We start from the raw sequence: 22,439 nt of genomic DNA, 5'->3' as shown, positions 1-22,439 counted from the left end.
ATTCAAGATTACTCCTATATGTTTATGAATTACATATAGGAGTAATTGTATATACGCTTATGTATAAAGATATTTTAGATTTCATTTTTTCTACAATATTATAAGCTGCAGGACAAATTGCTACATTTTTCAACGTTAAATTAGATATCTGTTGAAACTTTTTACGGTCTGTATGTGATACTCCCGGCATGCTTTTGGTCTTACCTCATAAATCGCCCAGTAATTATCGGCTCCAAGAAAAGTACATAGGGTTTGTTGTAATATCAAGTCTCCATCCTCATCTGTTCTCAGGTATTGATCTTCAAATTGCCTGGGGTTAATTTTTAAAAACTTTAAAATCCCCTCTACATCTTTATCACTAAATAATGAATCAATAATTTCACACCAATTCACGCATTCTAAACAATCTGTGTTACTAAACTCTTCATCATGTAACTCTTGCATGATATGATCCGGTTTTTTAAGTAGTTTTTTTAAGTTTTATCATAATCCAATCGACATTTGCACTAAATATAAATACTCAATTTCTAATAAAACTACCAATTCATCTAAACCTTCTTTATATGATCAATTGGATAAAAGATCCTGCGACCACATTTTCTGATAATTGTTTATAATAAAAAATAATTCATCACAAAGTTCAGATTTGTCTCCATCCTTGCATAAAAAATTAACAAATAATTAACACATGATTTTAGAAAAAAGAACTCTTTATACTAGAGGGATTAAAATGGGATAAAATATTTGGTTATTAAAGAAATTATTATTTCAAATTAATTGTATCATCTTTTATATTTTATTTTAATTATAAACTCTCATATTTGTAATTAAATCGATAATCATAGATTATCACAACACTAACCTATAGTGATAAGAAGTGTGTGTATTTATCACTAAAATCAAATCAATTCTTTATGAAAACAAAAATTTTAATTTTACTAAGCATATTTGCTTTAGGAACTTCTATTGATGCTCAAGCGCAAAAACTGAAGAAATTTGGTGGTTTAACCGAAAAAAAGATAGGCCCAAAAACTATAAAGGTGCCTTATACAGATGTTGTAACATATCTTGGTTATGCTGCACCTGGTAATGAAGACGAGGTAAAAGATGGCAAGAAATTTTATTATATCTATGTTTGGGTTCCTGCTGTGGCTCCAGAACTTGGTATAAGAATGATGTCTCCGGTAGGTAAAAATAAAATAAAAGGAGCTACTGCATCTGCTGCATATACAGAAAATGCAAGTTCTAGTGATTTCTTTGATACTTATATTACGTTAGAGCGTTCTGATATCATAAGCAAGGATAAAATTACTGGAGAAGCTGTAAAAAGTGCTAACTGGACTGTTCTAGAACGTAATGATGACAGTAGTGAAATGCCTAAGCAGCCTAGCGGAAGTAGTTACAATTCATTATTAAGATATAAAAGTGAAGTTGGTGACCCTCTTAAAGCATTAACTGCTGGATTATACCGTATTGGTTTTACAACATACAAAACTGGTGAAGTAAAAGGTACTTTCTTAGCTCAGGTTGCCGCTCCTATCAAATTACCAGGAGTAATAATGGCCAAAACTATCGAAGAGTTAAAAAAGGGATAATAATATATAGATCCTAATTTAATAAGCACACACTTGCGGTTATTCCCATATGTTTCTTAAAAGAATATATGGGAATACCTGTTTTATATATGTGGCTATAAAGATATTTTAGATTTCATTTTTTCTACAATATTATAAGCTGCAGGGCAAATTGCTACATTCTTCAACGTTAAATTAGATATCTGTTGAAACTTTTTACGATCCGTATGAGGGTACTCTCTACATGCCTTTGGTCTTACCTCATAAATTGCACAGTAATTATCGGCTCCAAGAAAAGTACATGGAGTTTGTTGTAATATCAAGTCTCCATCCTCATCTGTTCTTAGGTATTGATCTTCAAATTGCCTGGGTTTAATTTTTAAAAATTTTGAAATCCGATCTACATCTTTATCTGTAAATAACGGTCCCGTAGTTTTGCAGCAATTCGCACATTCTAAACAATCTGTATTACTAAACTCTTCATCATGTAACTCCTGCATGATATAATCCAGTTGTTTAGGCGATTTTTTTTTAAGTTTAGCAAAGAACTTTTTGTTCTCGTTATGTTTATCTTTGGCCAGTTTTGGTAATTGATCTATGAATTCTTGCATAGTACAAAAGTAAGACTTTTGAGAGTTCTGATTACCAAGTATCGTTTCCTATAATCACAAACTGCATCTCATGAATAAAGATATCTTCGGAAAAGCCATCAAAGATTTTTACAATAAAAAATACACAGAAGATATTATTGTGCAGGCAAATGATTTTGATGATGATCATATCCCTATTCCTTACCTATTTAGAGGGTATACCGAAATGCCCAAAATAGAACAAAAGGCATTAGAGCTTTCATATGGAAAAGTACTAGATGTAGGTTGTGGTGCCGGAAGCCATAGTTTGTTTCTTCAAAATGATCAAAAGTTAGACGTAAAAGCTATAGATATATCCGAAGGCGCTATCGAAGTTTGTAAAAAAAGAGGGGTATATCATGCCATGGCACAAGATATTTATGATCATAATAATGTCACGTATGATACCATACTATTGTTAATGAATGGTAGTGGTATTATTGGCACTTTGGATCACATTGATCGTTTTTTTACTCATATTAAAACACTTCTTGCTCCGGGAGGTCAAATTTTAATGGATTCATCAGACATTTCCTATCTTTTTCAAGATGACGATGGAGGTTTTTGGGTAGATGCCTCTGCTGGATATTATGGAGAAATGCAATACAAATTAAAATACAAAGAACAAGAATCAGAATGGTTTGATTGGTTATATGTTGATTATAACACCCTTCAAAATGCAGCTAATGCCAATGGCTTATTGTCAGAATTAATAGTTGAAGGAGAAAATAACGACTACCTGGCTAAATTTACCTTAGCTTAGTTTTACTTTGGCAAAGTATAGAAATTTTAAATGTTTTGCGTGAAGGATTACAGTGAGAATCTCACTGCCTGAGCTTTTTTTTTGCGAAGTACAAGGAATTGCAACACGACAGCGAGATAGCGATGGGCAAAATGAAGCGCTGGTAAAGCTCCTTGCGGTCATGTTCAAATACTCAACAAGTGAAATTTGTCTCATCCCATTTTAAATAATCGTCTTTCGGGTTCTAAAATGATTATATGGATCTTTGGAATAGGTTTCTTTTATTTCTTTTAAACGTTCGTAACTTTTATCAAAATAAGTTTTAGTTGGGATTGAACTATCTTTAAAGCTTATAAAAGCCCCTGAAGTATTAGGAATATCAAAATCCCGACTGGTTTCTATCCAATCCAATGAACGGTTTGTTCTATCATACACAAAGTTATCTTGAAATTCTTCCTTCTCCTTTTTTTTCGTATTCCACCAGCATTGATATTGTATAGTATATAGTTTGTCCTTATAAGGAAAAGCACTATCCGTATTTTCTGCATGTTTCATATAATAATCTCCAACAATAGCTCCTAAAGTCACATAAGTAAATAATCCCAATTTCCTGTTACCATCTAAAATAAGATTAGAAAACAAACTCTCGAACAAGGCTTTGTATCCATTTTTACCTTGAGCATCTAATCCATCATTATTGACTAATCTTGATGTGATTTTATGAGGAGCAGGAATATCATAATCTGGTTGTAAAGGGGTTCCTTCTCTAAGCAACCCTAATTTATTTAAAATTTTGTTGTGTGATTCCCGGTCCCAGTTCCCCATTAAATGGGAACCATATTGGTTTTTATGTGCATAATCTGCTCCGGTTGCCGGTTCTATGGTAAGAGTATAAGGCGAAACTTTTTCTTTAAGATAATCATCTATAAACTTGCATAAGCTATTCTCATCTCCTTCCCAATATCCATAAAAAACACAATTATTATATACTGTGTTGATATTTACAGGTTCTCCTGTATCCCATGGTCTCCCATTTATTTTCAAGTTAGTTCCTATAAGGTTTGAAGTATTTGGTGACTCGATTAACTCTTCCCATTTTTGCAATATTTCAATTGTTGGCACCTCTTCATTTAATGTATCTGGTTTCTGATCTTCATAACAATTCCATTCTACCTCAAAACGATGTAGTACAGCGGGTAAGGTAAAGGTTTGTATACGTAATTCGGTTATGATACCATAGCTCATACCTCCACCTCCTCTAAGTGCCCATAATAATTCAGGCACAGAACCATTTTTTACATCCAGCTTTTGAAGGGTTCCATCACCCAATAGAATATTGGCCCCAACAAGATGTTCACAGCACATTCCCATTTTACGAGTCCAGGGCCCCCAGCCGCCTCCCATGGTAAAGCCAGCGATTCCTACAGTGGCACAAGTACCATGTGGAATCATTACATCTTGTTCTGCAAGCTTAGAAGTAAGCGTTTGAAAGCGAATCCCTGGGCCTATACTGGCAATCTTGGTTACCGGATCAATAGTTAACGAAGCCATTTTTGAAACATCAATCAATACCACATTTGTCCCCGTGCATTCTCCCTCATGATCATGTCCCCCAGCACGAACCCGAATTGGTAATTTGTTATCTATAGCTGCTTTATACGTAATTACTACATCAGATTCGTTTTCGCAGTACACGATAACAAAAGGATTGTATTGAAGTCTTCTGTTAAAAATTTGACTATTCTTATTATGTTTATACACGTTATCTAATCCTCCCCAATTGGTAGATATTGTTATATTTGAAGGAAGATGGCTATTCAGTTCTTTTAAAAATGCATCAATATTGTCTTTCAGTAGTTCTGAAACTGTGTGTAAAGGTTCTTGTATCATCAGTATGATTTTATTTTTGATTTTATAGTATTACTCATCAGTCTTTGTTGCCAAAATTCGGATTCTTTCCAACGTTGTTCTGTTGTATAAAATTGATTTTTAGTCTGTTGGTAATCTTTATAAATAGTATTGATATTGTTTTGATAATCTAATCTATACGTATCGTCCCTGTTATTTTCAAAATCAATGATCGTTTTAGAAGCGTGACAAGCCGAACTAAGGGCAAATCCAATTCCCATAGAAGAAATGGGATCAAAAGACGCTATGGCATCACCAACAGCGATATAATTTTTTATAGGAGTAATATCTATCAATTTTGAAAAAGCATTCCGTACCCAGGGCGATTGATATGAAACCCCTTGTTTTATTTTATTTTTGATATATCTAGTTTTTAAAAGTAATTGATTAAATTGATGTGTCTTCTGAAGTTGTTTTTCCTTTGCAATTCCTACATCTGTAAATAGTGTTAGTCCTATTTTGTCATTGGGTAAGGTAGCACAGTACCACCAACCTTCTTCTACTGTTTCTAATAACACTTCTTGTGCAGGCACTTTTCCTTTTTCAAAAGTTATAAAGGTCCCTATTGCTACTAATTCATCACTTTTTAGGGGTTTTAATCCCAAATTTCTGGACACAGCATTTTGCCGTCCCGTAGCATCGACCAAAAAGTTTGTCTTTACCAAAATATCACCTTTGGTTTTATGCTTAAGTTCAATCGTCCAGTCTCCTTCTTTGGTTTGCTTAAAATCAATACATCTGGTTCTGGGTAAAATGCTTGCTCCTCTTTGGCCAGCTCGTTCTAATAATAATAAATCAAAAGCTTTCCTATCCAGTTGTATACTATCCTCTACTGTGCTTGAAATAGAATACCTCGAGGACAGGTTAGCACTACCCCAGGCAGCTACATGGTTATAACCATATATAAAGCTATTTGTTTCAAAATCTGTTCGGTCGATATTCATATAAGCAAGTAAGTCAAATATTGCTGGACTTACCTGTTCCCCTACCCTTAAGGTATCTAAATCACTTTGTTCAACAATCGTTACCTTAAGATCCGAATATTCTAATAAACTTAATGCGGTGGAAGCCCCTGCTGGGCCTCCACCTACAATAAGTACATCTGTTTTAAATTGATATGCCATTGTATTACCTTCTGCTTCTTGTTCCAGATCGAGGCATTTCAAGCCCTTCTGGCGCTATTTCAATCTTATTAAACACGACCATTTCTAAGTGCTCTATCAATAGTTTTGCCTTATTGCTTTTCTTTTTTACTTCATGCTTATTCTGCTCAATAAAAAATACGGGGATAGTGGTGTCATTATCAGCATCATTTCCAGTGATCTCTCCTACGGGCACTTCTTTATAAGAGAATTGTTCATTATTTCTTTCGGTCTCTACAATGTATGGATATCCTGGAGTTGCCCCATTTTTATCTCTGATAAACCCAAGTGCATACCAATACTCCACCATTTGTACAAAACTGTTGATACCACGGGCATAATTAACCTGTTGTCCAGCAGGCAAGTGCGTTTGTCCTTGTCCCTTATCCGTAAATTCACCTACGATCACATCCCAAGGGCTTTGTGGCGGCCACCAATATGTATAGTAAGTAGGTGGTAACGGAACATTAGTCCCATTACTAAGTGTTATTTTATTGATGGAGGGTACGGTAAAATTGATATACTGGACTGTACATTGAAAAAAGTCGGCTTGCCATGGGCATGCCATTCTTTTGGTTAAATCTCCAGGTTCACAACCACCACCTTCACTCTCATCTCTAGAAGGGTTCAATCCATGTTGCACATAATACTCTTCATTTTCATACTGTTTGATTACATATGGTGCCTCATAAATTACATCATTTTGCATACTCCATGTAACTTCAATACCAGGACACATCGGTAACCCTACACAGTTTCCTACTGCTACCGTATCCATTGGGTTAACAGGATATTCTTGTGGAGTTTCATTATTAACAAATTTTCCTTCTGCCCATTGTTCTAATAAAAACAATTGGGTTTCATTTAATGCCATAAATTTATTGACATTGATATTGCTTACAGAATTACTACCAGAATTCAATGGCATCATCGGAAAAATATCACCTTCATTTTCTTTAAACAATTGTTGTTGTGGTAAATGTGGAGGCACTGGCGGTTGGGCATCATTGTTTCTGAAATAAGATAGATATTGCTTACGGTTTTCTTTATTTCCATCTGATGGATCTGAAAAATCAAAAATATTACTAGTAAATGCCATCATCGACTGAACGTTGGAAACCCATTGGTAACGACTTATCCTATTGATAATAGGAAGTATGTCTCTTTTAAAATCTACAATAAAACTGGTGTTCCATTCACCTGTAGTCTTTGAATACATATCTGGATCCAAATCAAAATTACGCACCCCAACATCAAACATCGTATCACTTAGGGTAGAAATATTTACAATCTCTGGAGCAAAATCAGGAGATCCTATAATCACCCACGCTGAAAGCTTATATTCATTATCATCTGTATCTGTAACGGTACAATATACCGTTCCATCTGAAATATCATCGTGCCAAGTATTAGAGCCTCCATAACTTGTTAAGGGTTCATTTCCTCCTGCATGCCCGTATCCACCAAATACAATGAGTCGTCCTTTATCATCTGTCAATAAATCTCCTAATTTCTCTACAGGTAATCCATATTTTACCTTTGAAGGAGGGAATCGTGCCGGATATCCATTTGGTACATTTTCTTTATCAAAAGCGATTGATTGATTCTTTCCCAGGATAGTTCTAGGCCCTGGATCTATAATTAAGGTTTGTCTATCGGTCGTATCAGGATTTCGTAAGGGTACTCCACGATTTTCATAACTGTTTTCAAGACCGAATAATAAATTTCCTTCAAGTTCACTAAACTGATACCATGCTGCTTTTTTATTCGCCAAATGTACCGTCCATTCAATGGATTTGATATGCTCAGAATCCAGAGTGATTTCATTCTGATTTTCATCAAATATTTTAAAAGGTTGACCCTGTCTTTTAATAAGACCTTTAGCATCTTTAAATTCTTTAATTGGCCCTGTTAGATTCCCATGTTCATCACAATCAAAAGGAAGTCCTCCTATCTGATCTGGTGATAAACAAAGTTCGGTTGTACTGTTTCCTAATCGGGCAACTCCAATAGATGGGTGAATGGATAATTGCATTTGATTTTAATTTTTTGGTTAATTTTTGGTTTTAAGATCTAGAATATGTTTAAAAAGATTTTTTCTAGAAAATGCTATTTACATGTTTGTAACTATATTCATTTTTCAAAAAAATAAGGCTTTCATAAGTTTAATATGAAAAGCATTCCTATATTAAATGTACTTAAAAATCAGCCTTCAATACTATTGAAAATTCTAAAAAAATGTCTTTATCTGTAAAAACACGTATAAATACGGTTATAGATCTGCATTTAGCTTCGCTCTCACAAATTTCTTAAAACCAGACACATACACAGTTCCTCAAAGACCAAAGCTTTCCTAACAACATTGATGGTACAATCTTTGTGGCAAAGAAATCATTTAACAAAACAACCTTAAACTAGAAATAAGAAGCGATGTAAATTCGTTTATTTACTAGTCATAACCTCTTTAAAAAGAAATCCTGTGCAAATAACAAAGCTCTTTGGTTACCTGTTGATCTCTTCTTTTATTCTCATTGGATGTTCTGATGACGACGATAACACACTAGTTACAAACGCCTTACAGGCAAACAACAAAAAACCTCTAGGTAGCTCTGCAAATGACCTGCTAAGTGCAACCAATTTTAATAGCATAACTATTGAGATCGTAGCTGTACAAGGATTCGAACCAACCTCACAAGCAATACAAGGGTTTAGAGAATTTTTACAAGATCGATTATTTAAGCCCGACGGAATTACCATTACACAACGTTCTATACCTTCTTCTGGTAAAGCCCCTTTTTCTATTGAAGAGATTGCAGAAATAGAAAACGCTACCAGAACACTATTTAATAAGGAAGATGATATCACTGTATATGTATATTTTGCAGATGGAAGTAAAGAAAATGACACTAATGAGCAAGTAACTTTAGGTTCTGCGTACCTAAATACTTCGATGGTAATTTATGAAGGTACATTACGCGCATTAAGCGTAAGGCCAAATTCTCCTTCTCTTAGCGCCATAGAAACTGCTACGCTAAACCATGAATTCTCTCATCTAATGGGGCTGGTAAACCTCGGTACTCCTTTACAATCTGAGCATGAAGATCCAGATGCGAGTAATCACTGTAATGTATCAAACTGTTTGATGGAAGCCGCAATAGAATTTGGTAGCGGGATGATGGGTATGGGTGATGTAATCCCAGAACTAGATGCCCAATGCATTGCCGATCTGCAAGCAAATGGAGGAAAGTAAAATAAGAAAGCACCACCCTTTTATACTGATGATGCTTTCTTGAAAAAAATCACTGGCATTCCTAATACGCTAATCTTTCTCTTTTCTAATCTGCTTATACTTTTTGTTCTACTATAGAACTTGCTAGTTTTACTAATGAGAGTGCTCCTATTGCCATCACAACATCTCTTACGGCTACATCAATATAATGCCCGCTAAATAGAAGAGTTAATGCTATAGCTAATAGCCATCCCATAACTACATATCCGCCTATCTTGGGACGATAAAGCACTAAAATACCTGCTATAATTTCGATCACCCCTACAATACTCATAAATGTTTTGGCTTCAAAAGGTAATATAGCTGCAAATCCAGGAGAAACATACTGGCTCCAATCTGTAAGTATATTGGTAAATTTGTCTAATCCGGCAACTATGGGCACAAGACCATATGTATATTTTAGTAGTGTAAAAACTGTCTTAATCTGCGAATCCATAATTTCAAATATTTTTTTGTTATTCGGTTTTTAGATAAAAAATCCACTTTTTGGTTACAAAGTTTTGTAACTTTTTATGCAGTTTTTCATCTAAGCTATAAATAACAAGCTATGGAACCCATTAAAATCAATGATTATAAAACTCATAAAATATCAGATTCTGATGTAATATGCCGTATTCATTCTGGAGAAAAAGAGTTGTATGAAATCTTGTTAAGAAGAAATAATCAAAAACTATATCGAGTTATTCGAAGTTATATAAATGATCTTGCAGAAATAGAAGACATAATGCAAAACACTTATTTAAAAGCCTATGAAAAACTCTACCAGTTTAAGCACAACTCACAATTCTCTACCTGGTTGATACGAATTGGAATAAATGAAACTCTAGCTCGATTAAAAACAAAAGGAAAATATCTTAATTTATATAAATCTGAAAATAGCGTATCGAATGATTTTGTTCTCGAGATTCCTGATACGGAACAATTAAATCCTGAAAAAAAAATGATACGACAAGAAGCAAAACAGATCTTAGAAAATACGATTGATCTATTAGATGTAAAATATCGAACCGTTTATGTTCTTAGAGAAATTGAAGGGATGAGTATGGCCGAAATATCAGATTGTTTAGGATTAACGGTTTCTAATGTAAAGGTTCGCCTACATCGTGCCAAAGATATGATTAGAGAAGAACTCTATGAACTCTCTCAGGATACCGATATCTTCGAATTTGGATTTAGTAAATGTGATACTATCGTAGATAAAGTAATGAATGCGATCTAATACACCTTTTCTCCATCAATATAAGTAGCTTTCACTTTTATATTTGGAATTTGGTCTTCATCAATTTCCATAATATTATCTTCAAGGATTACAAAATCTGCAAATTTACCTGCAGTTATGCTTCCTTTTTCGTATTCTTCAAAGTTACTGTAAGCTGCCCAAAGCGTCATTCCTTTCAGAGTTTCTTCTCTACTAAGTGCATTTTCTTTTTGAAAACCACCTTCTGGATATTGCTTTAGATCTTTTCGGGCTACCGCAGCATAAAAAGTATAGAATGGACTTACATGCTCTACAGGGTAATCTGTACCCAAAGCAATTCTACCCGTTTTTTCTAATAATTTTTTATATGCATATGCTCCTTTTATACGTTCTTCTCCTAATCGTTCATCTGCCCAATACATATCGCTTGTAGCATGAGTTGGTTGTACACTCATGACCAGATTATTATTAAGGATTTCAAATTCTTCGGGAGCCACCACCTGGGCATGCTCTACTCTCCATCTTCTATCCGATTTATTTTGAAGCACATCATAATACGTTTTCATTACTACTGCATTTGCCGAGTCCCCAATAGCATGAGTATTCATCTGAAAAGGCGATCCTGCTAATCGTTTTGCCAGAGTTTTAAAATCATCGTTTCCGATGACCATAGCTCCATAATGATTTTCCTTATCTGCATATGGTCGTTTTAATGTAGCTCCTCTAGATCCTAATGCTCCATCAGCATATACTTTGAAAGAAGAAACATTTAACTTATCTGTTTTATGTACTCCATTCTTTAGATAATGATCTACATATTCGGGCACATTACTTACCATAGCGTACATCCTGATTTTAAGTTCGTTTATTTTCTGTAAGCTATCTACTAGTGTAATTACTTCGGGGCTCAATCCCGCATCATCTACAGTTGTTAGTCCATACCCAAAATTAATTTTTTCGGCGTCTTTTAAAGCCTGTATTTGCTCTCGCACTGTGGGTTTAGGGATAACTGCACCAATCAATCCCATAGGATTATCGATTAATACACCGGTAAGTTTTCCTTCTTTTTGAAGTATCTCTCCACCTTCTACTTTAGTATCTACCGTAATTTTAGCAAGATCTAATGCTTTTTGATTTGCTATCATCGCATGGCCATCTACTCGGGTTACTGCCACAGGAGTGTCAGGAAACAAGCTATCTAATTTTTCTTTGGTCGGAAATTCTTTTACCTCCCAATCATTTTGATCCCATCCTCGCCCCGTAACAAATGATACATTTTTTTCTTTCTGAAAAGCGACAATCCTATCCAATACTTCTGCATAGCTTTTGGTTCCCATCAAATCTACTTTTTGCTGTTGTAATCCAAGGCCGTAAAAATGACAATGTGCATCAATCAATCCAGGTACTATTGTTTTTCCTCCTGCATCCAAAGTATTAGCTGTCGTATACCCCTTTAAGATTTCATCGTTACTCCCTACAGCAATAAATTTACCTCCCTTTATAGCAAATGCCTCTGCTTTTGGATTCGTATCCTCTACAGTATATACATTTGCATTAATAACCAATAAGTCTACTTCAACTGGTTTCTTACAAGAAAAAAGTAATACAGTAATAACTAATAGTAAGGATGATTTTTTCATTATTGTCGAGTTTTTAAAGCTCTAAATGTAAATATATCTTATGGGTGTAGTGGTTAAGGTTTTCTTAATATAATAAGAATCCTACTTTAATAACCATATTGTACTCAAATTCATAAAAACTGTTAAGAGTTGTCTCATTTCATAAAAGTGAGACCGTTTGATACCAAAACTCATGATTTATTCATAAAAGGAAACGATACTTTTGACCACAATCGGCATAAAAGTATCAATCAAAAAACGAATAGAGATACTACATAGTCTTTTGGCAACGGCTATACCTAAAAACAAATTTATGAATACAAACTTACCAGAGGATCATGCTTCAATACAATATTATGATAGTGATTATCCCTCAGAAGAACATTCAGTTTTTTCTAAAAACTTCGATGATATCGTTTCCTCACAGGGTCTTAAACATGATGTTGATCGTTTTCTTGATTTTGCATCAAAAAGTAATGAAGATATCCTCGAATTATGTTGCGGATCGGGCCGTGTAACTATACCATTGGCCAAAGCTGGTCATCGAGTTACTGGAGTTGATAACTCTAGAGGTATATTGGAACAATTTGAACATAATTTACAAAGAGAAAATGAAGATGTTCGTCAAAACATAAAATTAATTGAGCAAGATATAACCTTGTTGAATTTGGATAAAACAGATTACAAATTGGCAATATGTGCGTTTAATAGTCTAATGTGTATTCCTGATTTTGATAGTCAATGCAAGGCCTTATCTAGTATTTATAATCATATATCTAAGGATGGATTAATAGTAATAGATCTTATGAATCCATTTATTTTAAATCTATCTGGCGATGCCATACCCAAACCATTTTTTACAAGAAAAAATTCACATACCGGTAATTCATACACAAGATTTGCAGCATCAGGACCTATGAACAAAAACCAGGTTCAGGAATTATATGGCTGGTATGACGAAGTACTTCCTGACGGTACATTAAAACGCAAAAATTATAGTATGAAATGGCGTATTATATTTCCATTTGAAATCAAACTAATGCTTAAACAAGTCGGGTTTAACATAAAAACTATAGAAGGAGGGCATCAAAAAGAACCTTATACTACTGATGCTAAGAAAATGTTTATTGTTGCAGAAAAATAAGGAATTGGATCGTACCGAAAGTTATATCTCATACTATTAATAATTATTTAAATGATAAATAAGAGCAAATACATGAAATGTAGACATATTGTTATACTATATATTATTTTGATATTCAATTATTCTTTGATCGCACAATCTAAAGCATCAAGCATTGAAACCACAAGATATTTTGAATTTCATAATAACTTCTGGATTAATCTTCACTTCTACTTATATGAAACTGCTATTGCATCGTATGAAAAACCATTAGATAAGCTGGTTAAAAAAGGGATTTGGCAAAAACTTAGTCAAAAAGAAAAAGTAGTTTTTCAAAAAACCATAACCTATTATAAAGATCATATAGATTTAAAAAATCATTTCAACCAGGAATTGATAGGGTTTAGAAAATGGATTATTAACTATAATGAGCAGGATATGCTTCCTGAATCCAGGTTCGAAATTCTTTTTATAAAAAACCTCAACGAATTTAAACCAATCTATAATACTCATTTTTGGAAAACTCATCGACAAATCAACACAGATAAGTTGCAGGAGAATATTGATCTTATCAAAAAAACAGAAGATATTGTCATTTCTCGAATGGCAAAATTAGCTCAGGCAAAATGGCAAGATACCAAAATGCGCATTGATCTTTCGATAAAAAGTCCTGGAGGTGGCGCTTTTACATTAAGTCGAATTCCCAGCTCTATTGTATTAAGTACTGTTATTAATTATCCAGAAATAGCAGGCGATTGGGTAGAAACCTTATTTCACGAAGCAAGTCATACTATAATAAAAGGACAAAAAGGAGCTATCGCAGAAAGTATAAATAGAGCAAGTGAGAAGTTAAAAGTAAAGCCTCCAAAAAATCTCTGGCATGCTATATTGTTCTATACAGCAGGGAAAGTAAGCCAGGAAGCATTTTTAGAACAAGGAATTAATGACTATACGCTATATATGAATCGTGAGAACGTTTTTAGTTTTTATCAGAACGCCATACATAAGTATTTTGCTTCTTATCTGGTTGATGAAACCGAACTAGATATTGCAATAGAAAACATAATTAATTCTATATCTGATAAGCTGGAACTTGCCCGAACAATTACTATTTTTAATACAGCATTTAAAGAAGGTAATATTACAAGACTCGAGAGTTTGATAACCGATAAGTATCAGCATACTAACGGAACATCAAAATCGATAGGAAAAACGGCATGGTTAAAATATTTAAAAAACAGAAAAAAAGATATTGATGATAGTAATTTGGTAGTTACCAGGTATGAAATGAAAGAAACTCAACTCGAGCTATATGACAACTTTGCAATTGTTACCGCAAAAATAATAACTTCAGATATTCGAGATGGAAAACCCAAAGAAAGTCAATATAGAGTAACCCATGTATGGGTGAAAGATGGTAGCCTATGGAAACGTACAGGATTTCATGATAGTAAAATTGAATCGAATTAAAAATAAAAACTTAAATTTCATAAAAATAAAAACATGAAGATCATGTATAACAAATTATACTACATCTTAATCCTTACCATATGTATTGGATTAAGTTGTAACTCTCAAAAAGATCAACAACTACTAGATCCTCAAGTTATTCTTCAAAAAAGCACAAAAACATACGACCCCGATAATCGTTGGTCGATGACCAATCTCAAAGTTCATATCCAAGAACCTCGTTTATCCAACCCTCACCGGTATTCTATCTTAAAAATGAACAATAATGACAATAGCTTTGAATTAACAAGAAATAGAGATCAGCATATATCTACACACATCATAGATGAAAAAGGAATCTCAAGAACACTTTTGGATGGAGAGATTAATACAGATAGTATTCAAATAAAAAAATATCGACTACAACCAGAGCGAAATCTTAGCTATCAAAAATTTTATCAGCATTTAATTGGCTTACCTATGTCTCTAAATAACGCAACAGTTGACACTTATGGTAAAGCAAGTAAAGCCATATTTAGCGACACAGATAGTTATAAAATCGAACTTGTCTTGAAAGAAGCTATATTTTCTAAACACTGGAATGTATTTATTTCTCAAAAAGATTATACTTTACTAGGTATCGAAATTGTATTTCCTGATGATCCTGAAAAAGGAGAACGTCTTTATTTTTCTGGTGAGATTACTATTGAAGGAGTTAAAATCCCAAGAATACGACATTGGCACGAATATGATACCGATGCATATTCGGGATCTGATATCATAGTGAAAGAGGTAGTTCAAAATAAGTAAATGTATGAGTAGAACATATGATTTGAAAGAAAAATTAAGCTCCAAAGCATATATTGGAATTTTCATTCTACGAATTTTTGTGGGTTTACGTTTGCTATATGGAGTAATAGATAATATCGTTAGTTGGGAACGAATGTTAGAATTTTCTGGTTTCCTTCACATCAACAGTTTTCCTTTTCCTGTAATTAGCGCTATCCTATCTGTATATATACAAGCTATAGGAGGCTTGTTGATTCTTATCGGTTATCATATACGATTAGCTTCATTAGTTCTGGTAATCAATTTTATAATAGCAGTACTGGTACATATACGTCTTGGCGATAGTATTGAGGCCATGACACCAGCATTGGCTATATTATTCTGTTGCCTTGCCTTTATATTTATGGGGTCAGGTAAACTATCTATAAGTAAACCTTAAACTCTAAAAAATGACAGGTAATATTTGGGATAGAATTCGATTAGAATTAGAAAATACTTCAGAACCAATTGCAAAGAAAATTTTAGGTCAATACCAAAAACAATGCAAGGACTTAGCAGATGTTTTAAGTATTATACTGAGTAAAAAGCTTTCTGATGACCTTATAACTTCTAACGAGTTAACTGCTATTTTTAAGGAGATTCTCACTGATAACACAGAACTAAAAGATACTTTTAAGCGAGATCTCACCTCTTATTTCGAAAGAGATTTTGCGTGCACTCATTATTTTGAAGTATTGTTTTTTTTAAGAGGATACCAAGCATTACAAGCGCATCGATTTTCTCATGAACTATTCAAAAAAGGAAATCTGATAACTGCCAAATGGTTACAAAATAGAATTTTTGAAACCTATGCAATCGATATACATCCTGCTGCAAAAATTGGCAAAGGCCTGGTAATAGATCATGGGATAGGTGTTGTTATAGGAGAGACCTGTGAAATTGAAGATGATGTATTTATTTTTCACAATGTCACCTTGGGAGGCACAGGAAAAACAGAAGGAAAAAGGCATCCAAAAATCTGTTCTAATGTGGTGATTGGAGCAGGTGCTACTGTATTAGGGAATATAACTATAGGAGCACATTCTAATATTGCTGCCGGAGCTGTAGTTCTAAAAGATACAGCACCAGGCATGACAGTTGCAGGAATACCGGCAAGACCTAAAGGAAAGGCAAATAAAATACAATAATTCTTTTAAGAAAAACTTCAGGATTTTTCTAAAAATGACAATAATGCATTTCGATAGGTTAAGCTTATTGGGATGTGTCTTTTTTTAATTTCTACATACTCTTTGGTATAGGTTTTTATTTTTTTGGTATTTACAATATAAGACCTATGTATACGCATAAAAGAAAAAGAAGGTAATCGTTGTACGAGATCACTCAGCTTTTCATAGACAACCAAAGTATTTTCTATTGTATGAATTTTGACATAGTTACTTAAGCCTTCGATATATAATAATTCTGAAAAATTAATTTTAACCATTTTTTTATCGGCTTTCACAAAAATATGATCTAATACAGGTGTAGACGTAACAGCAGTATTTAAAAAATTAGGGTTAATTTTCTGAATAGCTTTTAAAAATCGATCAAAAGAAAAAGGTTTTAACAGATAATCAACTGCACTTAAATCGAAGCCTTCTAGCGCAAACTCACGATGTGCAGTTGTAAATATGATTTTAATTTTATGCTCTACAATTTTGGCCAGATTTAAGCCCGAAAGCTTAGGCATTTCAATATCCAAAAACATCACATCTACCGAATGATTCTGAATATAATCTAAGACTTCGAGAGCATTTTTAAACTCTCCTGTTAGATCCAAAGTAGAAACATCTCCAATATATTTTTTTAAAATATTTCTTGCAGTCTGTTCATCATCTACTATAATACATCTAAGCTTCATCTGTCTCTTTTATTTTTTTGCAACTTACCTTATCAAATAGCAATTTTTAATACAATAGTATATAATCTTTCTTCATCTTTAATATCCAATTGATATCGATCATTATATAGGATATCTAATCTTTTTTTGATGTTCTGCAAACCAATTCCTTTTAGTGAAGAATCTTCTACAGTAGCTTCTGGTTTCGAGTTTATAACTTCATAAATTAGTTGATTATGTACTACCTCTAATTTAACAATTATATGAGCTATTTTGGTTTCGTTTTTTAAACTATGTTTAAATGCATTTTCTACAAATGGTACCAAAATAAGAGGAGGAATAGATATCGGGTCTATATGTTCGGGAATAGAAACCTGTACATCTACCCTATCTTCAAAACGAGATTTTTCTAGATCAATAAAGTCATTTAATAAACTAATTTCTTTTTCTAAAAGAATAAACCTTTGAGAACTCTCGTATAAAGAAAAGCTAAGGAAATCTGATAATTTAAGAATAAGTTCGGGGGCTTTTTTTGAGCTTTCTAAAGATAGTCCGTAGATATTATTTAAAGTGTTAAAAAGAAAATGTGGATTAATTTGTGATTTTAGATACTTCAATTCTGATTGCAATTTTTCATTTTCAAGAGTTTTGGCCCTCTTTTGTAACTCTGCTACTTTCCAAATAACCGAAATTCCAATAATAAAAATTAAAGGAGAAGCTATGATCATAGAAGCCTGTAAAAACTTATATGGTAGCCATAATCCAGAATCTTTCATATTAGGATAAAGCATAGATAGCACCTCATAATTAATAATTCGTTGAATACACCCAGAGATGATTAATGTGAGTATAGTATACACAAAGTATTTTACCGTTTTGCCTTGCAATAAGAGTTTTGGCAACAGAACAAAATAATTAAAATATACGATAATAAGTCGCATCGGCATATTCATAAGCTCAAAAGCCAATGCCTCGGTATATTCCCCTTTATAACTAGCTTCAACAATAGTAAATATTGCGGTATATACAATCCAAAAACCAATATGAAACCAAATGCTTTTAATCTTCATTGATAACAAAGCTATATGATTTTTGGTTTTCAGTCCTACCCAAATCCATAATTTATGTAAATCTATAATTTACTTATGTGTAATCAACTCACATAAGCACAATACAATTACACATTAAAAAAGAAGAGTTTAATATAAAATCGATCTTCTCAATTCCTTTATCAAATACATTCGTCTTAGGAAGAAAAATACTAAACATTATCCACCTCACATATTTTATTTTTAAAACAAAATAGATGAAAACAGTTTTTTATATCATTTTTTTTACCGGATTTGGTTTTTATAGTAGTGCACAAAAACCAAATGAGCAATTCAACAAAAGTTTTATAGCCTATACGATTCCCGAAAAAGATCTATTACCCGAAAACGTGGCTTATGATCCCACAGATATGTCTTTTTATATAGGAAGTACCCGAAAAGGAAAAATTATAAAACGATCCAAAGACGGGACATATCGTGACTTTGTAAAACCACAACAAGACGGTTTACATATGATTATCGGGATGAAAATTGATCCGGTACGAAGACACTTATGGGTATGTAGCTCTGGAGGAAGTAATCTTATCGGGTATAGTAGAAAAGATAAAAACGAGGGACGTCCTGCAGGGGTTTTTAAATATGATTTGCAAACGGGGAAACTTATCAAAAAATATTGGATCGATATACCAGGAGAAGTTCATTTCTTTAATGATATCGTTTTAGATACATCAGGAAATCTGTATGCTACACATATGTTTTCTAGTCCTATGATATATACCATTCAGAATAATGAAGATGAACTAAAAGTATTAGCTCATCTTTCTGAAATAAAATATCCTAATGGAATTACTATTTCTGATGACCAAACTTATTTATTTGTAGCACATTCTGAAGGAATTACTCGCATTCATATCAAAACCAGAAAAAAAGAGAATATACAATACTCCAAGGGTGCAGATACAACTAGTAGCAAAAGCATAGACGGATTATACTTTTACAAAAACTCTTTGGTCGGTATACAACCTGGTAAAAACTCGGTTAAAAAATTCGTCCTCAATACAGAGCAAAATACTATTACAAAAACTGTATTACTAGAATACAATCACCCTATAATGAACAATCCTACAACAGGAGTTTTGGTAGATCGCGAATTGTATTACATCGCAAACGCACAATTCGGAAGCTTTAATAAAGACGGATCCCTATTCCCTATGGAAAAATTATACGAACCTACCATTTTAAAAGTAAAACTAGATGACTAATAACATCTTATAAAAACAGTAATTATGGACAGGAAACAATTTTTAACTACTGGTGTATTAACTACTGGACTATATATTGCAGCTCCGCATGTGATATTTTCGAAAGAACAAGAAAAACCACAATTAGACAAAAAAATAGTGCAAAATTTTGTTGGTGCCGGACATAAAAGTTTGGAAACAGTAAAAGAACTATTAGCAGAACACCCTACACTGATCAATGCTGCACATGATTGGAGAGGTGGAGATTTTGAAACATGTTTGGGAGCCGCAAGTCATGTTGGATATAAAGAACTGGCTCAATACCTATTAGATCATGGAGCTCAAGCTAATGTATTTACTGCTGCTCTTTTCGGGAAGATCGACATCATCAAATCGATACTAGAATTTTCTCCCGGAACACTACATGCCAAAGGGCCGCACGGATATACTCTTCTTCATCATGCAGAACGAGGAGGTGAAGAATCAAAAGAAATTACCGAGTATCTAAAATCTTTAGGTCTAAAAAAAACAAAAATAGACCTCTTTTAAACAATCAAAAAACGAACAGAAAAATCAAATGAGGTCTATTTTTATTGTATGTATGCTGGTGAGCGTAGTATCATCGGCACAAGAAATTATTGATGTTCCTTTGGGGAATGGCACTATCATTTTGGATGGAAAATTAGAAGAGAACGCATGGAATGACGTCTTAGAATTTTCTGACTTTAAGCAAATAGATCCTAATATAGGAACTCCAGCATCGGAGCAGGTAATCGTAAAAATTCTATACGATAAGGAATACCTCTATGTAGGTGGAATTATTAATTTTAGAGATCCTTCTCAAATATTCGCCACAACACTAGAAAGAGATGTAGCTCAAGTAAAAGACGATTATTTTCAAATACATATCGATACTTACAATGATAAAATAAATACGCTCATTTTTAGGACAAATCCATTAAGCGCACGACAGGACATGGAAGTAAGCCGTAATGGCGAAGAATTTAATACTTCGTGGAATACCTTTTGGAATGTTAAATCGAGCATTACAGAAAAAGGATGGAGTACAGAAATGAGGATCCCGTTTTCATCGTTACGGTATGAAAAATCTTCTGAGAATATCATGAGGATTAAAGCAACGGTAAAATACAAAGAGATCAATGAGCGTATAACGTCTCATCTCAAAAATATCGATATTGGTAACGCGTTACATCATTTTACAAATGCTCAGGAAATACGTTTTACAGGTTTACCGGTAACAAAACCGCTGTATATAACTCCATATATAAAGGCAAATGCCATTCGTGAAAACCTCATTAACGAAGAAGGAACAGCATATAAAAGCAACACTTCCATTTTAGAACGTAAACAATATGCAGATCACGAAGTATTAGACAAAGTATTAAGTAATTTGGGAGTAGATGTAAAATTTAAGCCTAACGCAAATCACACGATAGATTTTACATTAAACACAGATTTTGCAGAGGTAGAAGCAGATGATCGAATCGTTAACATTTCTCGTTTCCCAATATTTTTAAATGAAAAACGACTATTTTTCCTCGAAAATGCAGATATTTTCAACTCTAATCAATTTGATCATCGTTTATTTCATTCCAGACGTATCGGTATTCAGGACGGTGCTTCCATTCCTATTATAGGAGGTGTTCGTTTTACCGGCGGAAATACAAAATGGCAATACGGGCTTTTATCAATGCAAACACATGAGGTAGATGAAGTGGCAGCTTCTGCTAATAAAAGTGTAACCCGAATTAAAAAAAACATAGGAGAACTAGGGTCATATATTGGTTTTATAAATACCAATTCACTAAGCAGTGAAAACTATAATCATCTCATGGCTGTAGATGCAAATATTCGTTTAACTAATACTGTTAGAACTCAATTAACAGTAGGTACAACCTTTGATAAAGAAAAGGGAGATTGGAAACCAATGTATGGTGCTTCAATAAACACCTTTAAAAACAATGGTTTTGGGCTGCAATACAGATTTCGGGAGTACACAGAAAACTTTGATCCCAAATTAGGTTTTGTTTCTCAACCCAATACCAAACGTTTAACATTAAATCATGGGTGGAGAAAGTCATTCACTAATCATTCATTCTTGCAATTCTTTTCAATAGGTCACTATTTCAGAAAAAACTGGTTGTCTAATTCTGGTCATCACGATTTTTTTCAAACGAATTTCTACATGACAGCGATACATAAAAAAGGGCATCGTTTAACTATGTTTTTCCCTATATATCAAGAAGATAATTTATATAGTGATTGGGAAATAGCCGAAGGAGTAACTGTTCCTGCTGCACAGTACAAGATGTGGAAATTTAATCCCATTTTTATTTCTGGAGATGCAAAACCATATAAGATTACACTAGATACAGAAATAGGAGAGTTTTATGGTGGAAACCTGTTTACTATATCATATAATGTTTCTTATGATTTTAGCAAACTCTTTCAAGCTCAATTAGGTGGCACATACAATAATCTTAGGTTTCCAGATGAATATGCTAGTGAAACCTCTAGAAAACTAAATTTAAGTCGATATTTTTCGAGGTTGAAATTCAATTTATCTTCGAAAACATCATTAAACTCTTATGTGCAATATGATACGCGAAGTGATCAGCTAGGATGGAACCTTAGATTTAGATATAACCCTACAGAAGGTACTGATCTATATGTCGTCTATAATCATAACGCCAATACTAATAGAAACGCATTACAACCAAGACTACCATTTACAGATAATCAAATACTAATTATCAAATTTTCTAAAACCTTTATACGATAAAATCC

General features: G+C 33.4%; 20 protein-coding genes and 1 pseudogene. 12 read left to right on the top strand and 9 right to left on the bottom strand.

The genetic code is table 11. From position 1 onward, the window contains the following. Positions 1-22: 22 nt before the first annotated feature. A pseudogene (locus NNL09_RS13395) lies at positions 23-471 on the bottom strand (YkgJ family cysteine cluster protein); the annotation flags it as partial. A gap of 443 nt (positions 472-914) precedes the next feature. On the opposite strand from NNL09_RS13395, the gene NNL09_RS13390 reads away from it, so the two are divergent. After that, positions 915-1,595 carry a Lipl32 family lipoprotein gene (locus tag NNL09_RS13390; protein ID WP_196909549.1) on the top strand — a complete coding sequence of 227 codons (681 nt, stop codon included), beginning with the start codon at positions 915-917 and terminating at the stop codon, positions 1,593-1,595. Between the two features lie 95 nt (positions 1,596-1,690). Here NNL09_RS13390 and NNL09_RS13385 read toward each other — a convergent pair whose 3' ends face one another. Beyond that, complete coding sequence (locus NNL09_RS13385) at positions 1,691-2,185, bottom strand: YkgJ family cysteine cluster protein (protein WP_025666635.1); 495 nt, start codon at positions 2,183-2,185, stop codon at positions 1,691-1,693. A gap of 70 nt (positions 2,186-2,255) precedes the next feature. Between NNL09_RS13385 and NNL09_RS13380 the strand changes: the two genes are divergently transcribed. Beyond that, positions 2,256-2,966: a bifunctional 2-polyprenyl-6-hydroxyphenol methylase/3-demethylubiquinol 3-O-methyltransferase UbiG gene (locus NNL09_RS13380; RefSeq protein ID WP_196909548.1), complete on the top strand. Its 711-nt coding sequence runs from the start codon at positions 2,256-2,258 to the stop codon at positions 2,964-2,966. A gap of 201 nt (positions 2,967-3,167) precedes the next feature. Here the strand turns inward: NNL09_RS13380 and NNL09_RS13375 are convergent, their stop codons facing one another. From NNL09_RS13375 to lodA, 3 genes are read right to left on the bottom strand one after another with little or no spacing between them, the layout of a single operon-like run. Next, complete coding sequence (locus NNL09_RS13375) at positions 3,168-4,835, bottom strand: FAD-dependent oxidoreductase (protein ID WP_196909547.1); 1,668 nt, start codon at positions 4,833-4,835, stop codon at positions 3,168-3,170. After that, on the bottom strand, positions 4,835-5,977 hold the full coding sequence (lodB, locus tag NNL09_RS13370; protein WP_196909546.1) for a lysine-epsilon-oxidase maturase LodB: 1,143 nt from the start codon (positions 5,975-5,977) through the stop codon (positions 4,835-4,837). Before lodB ends, NNL09_RS13375 begins: the two co-directional genes overlap by 1 nt. A gap of 4 nt (positions 5,978-5,981) precedes the next feature. Then, the gene (gene lodA, locus NNL09_RS13365) at positions 5,982-8,030 is read right to left on the bottom strand and encodes a CTQ-dependent lysine 6-oxidase LodA (RefSeq protein WP_196909545.1); all 2,049 of its coding nucleotides are present in this window, start codon (positions 8,028-8,030) and stop codon (positions 5,982-5,984) included. Positions 8,031-8,474: 444 nt separating this feature from the next. Between lodA and NNL09_RS13360 the strand changes: the two genes are divergently transcribed. Continuing rightward, complete coding sequence (locus NNL09_RS13360; RefSeq protein ID WP_254514252.1) at positions 8,475-9,245, top strand: hypothetical protein; 771 nt, start codon at positions 8,475-8,477, stop codon at positions 9,243-9,245. Between the two features lie 94 nt (positions 9,246-9,339). On the opposite strand, the gene NNL09_RS13355 is transcribed toward NNL09_RS13360, so the two are convergent. Next, complete coding sequence (locus tag NNL09_RS13355; RefSeq protein WP_025666629.1) at positions 9,340-9,720, bottom strand: hypothetical protein; 381 nt, start codon at positions 9,718-9,720, stop codon at positions 9,340-9,342. A gap of 111 nt (positions 9,721-9,831) precedes the next feature. Here NNL09_RS13355 and NNL09_RS13350 point away from each other — a divergent pair, with 111 nt between their 5' ends. Continuing rightward, positions 9,832-10,503 (top strand): RNA polymerase sigma factor, encoded by a 672-nt coding sequence (locus NNL09_RS13350; RefSeq protein WP_025666628.1) that lies wholly within the window; start codon positions 9,832-9,834, stop codon positions 10,501-10,503. On the opposite strand, the gene NNL09_RS13345 is transcribed toward NNL09_RS13350, so the two are convergent. Continuing rightward, on the bottom strand, positions 10,500-12,122 hold the full coding sequence (locus NNL09_RS13345; protein ID WP_196909544.1) for an amidohydrolase: 1,623 nt from the start codon (positions 12,120-12,122) through the stop codon (positions 10,500-10,502). The genes NNL09_RS13350 and NNL09_RS13345 overlap by 4 nt on opposite strands. Before the next feature lie 292 nt (positions 12,123-12,414). Between NNL09_RS13345 and NNL09_RS13340 the strand changes: the two genes are divergently transcribed. From NNL09_RS13340 to cysE, 5 genes are all read left to right on the top strand, one after another. Further along, positions 12,415-13,245, top strand: a complete 831-nt coding sequence (locus NNL09_RS13340; RefSeq protein ID WP_196909543.1) for a class I SAM-dependent methyltransferase — start codon at positions 12,415-12,417, stop codon at positions 13,243-13,245. A gap of 72 nt (positions 13,246-13,317) precedes the next feature. Further along, positions 13,318-14,694, top strand: coding sequence for a nuclear transport factor 2 family protein (locus tag NNL09_RS13335; protein WP_196909542.1), 1,377 nt, complete (start codon positions 13,318-13,320; stop codon positions 14,692-14,694). Between the two features lie 42 nt (positions 14,695-14,736). Then, positions 14,737-15,483 carry a DUF6503 family protein gene (locus NNL09_RS13330; RefSeq protein WP_196909541.1) on the top strand — a complete coding sequence of 249 codons (747 nt, stop codon included), beginning with the start codon at positions 14,737-14,739 and terminating at the stop codon, positions 15,481-15,483. Between the two features lie 4 nt (positions 15,484-15,487). Beyond that, positions 15,488-15,901 (top strand): DoxX family protein, encoded by a 414-nt coding sequence (locus NNL09_RS13325; RefSeq protein ID WP_196909540.1) that lies wholly within the window; start codon positions 15,488-15,490, stop codon positions 15,899-15,901. A 10-nt stretch (positions 15,902-15,911) separates the two neighbouring features. After that, the gene (gene cysE / locus NNL09_RS13320) at positions 15,912-16,649 is read left to right on the top strand and encodes a serine O-acetyltransferase (protein WP_196909539.1); all 738 of its coding nucleotides are present in this window, start codon (positions 15,912-15,914) and stop codon (positions 16,647-16,649) included. A 17-nt stretch (positions 16,650-16,666) separates the two neighbouring features. Here the strand turns inward: cysE and NNL09_RS13315 are convergent, their stop codons facing one another. Both NNL09_RS13315 and NNL09_RS13310 read right to left on the bottom strand, forming a co-directional pair. After that, positions 16,667-17,362: a LytTR family DNA-binding domain-containing protein gene (locus NNL09_RS13315; RefSeq protein ID WP_196909538.1), complete on the bottom strand. Its 696-nt coding sequence runs from the start codon at positions 17,360-17,362 to the stop codon at positions 16,667-16,669. 32 nt (positions 17,363-17,394) lie between these two features. Continuing rightward, a complete protein-coding gene (locus NNL09_RS13310) occupies positions 17,395-18,411 on the bottom strand; it encodes a sensor histidine kinase (RefSeq protein WP_025666620.1) in 1,017 nt (338 codons plus the stop codon). Positions 18,412-18,647: 236 nt separating this feature from the next. Between NNL09_RS13310 and NNL09_RS13305 the strand changes: the two genes are divergently transcribed. The 3 genes from NNL09_RS13305 to NNL09_RS13295 are packed head-to-tail and all read left to right on the top strand — an operon-like array spanning position 18,648 to position 22,434. Next, a complete protein-coding gene (locus tag NNL09_RS13305; RefSeq protein ID WP_196909537.1) occupies positions 18,648-19,652 on the top strand; it encodes an SMP-30/gluconolactonase/LRE family protein in 1,005 nt (334 codons plus the stop codon). Positions 19,653-19,676: 24 nt separating this feature from the next. Continuing rightward, positions 19,677-20,180 (top strand): ankyrin repeat domain-containing protein, encoded by a 504-nt coding sequence (locus tag NNL09_RS13300; RefSeq protein WP_109851790.1) that lies wholly within the window; start codon positions 19,677-19,679, stop codon positions 20,178-20,180. 28 nt (positions 20,181-20,208) lie between these two features. Then, positions 20,209-22,434: a carbohydrate binding family 9 domain-containing protein gene (locus tag NNL09_RS13295; protein ID WP_196909536.1), complete on the top strand. Its 2,226-nt coding sequence runs from the start codon at positions 20,209-20,211 to the stop codon at positions 22,432-22,434. The last annotated feature ends 5 nt before the right edge of the window (positions 22,435-22,439 follow it).

Source organism: Aquimarina sp. EL_43 (genome assembly GCF_943422735.1).
Taxonomy (GTDB): Bacteria; Bacteroidota; Bacteroidia; order Flavobacteriales; family Flavobacteriaceae; genus Aquimarina; species Aquimarina megaterium.
The sequence above is the reverse complement of the archived record's forward strand: the minus strand, read 5'-3'. Positions and strand labels throughout refer to the sequence as shown.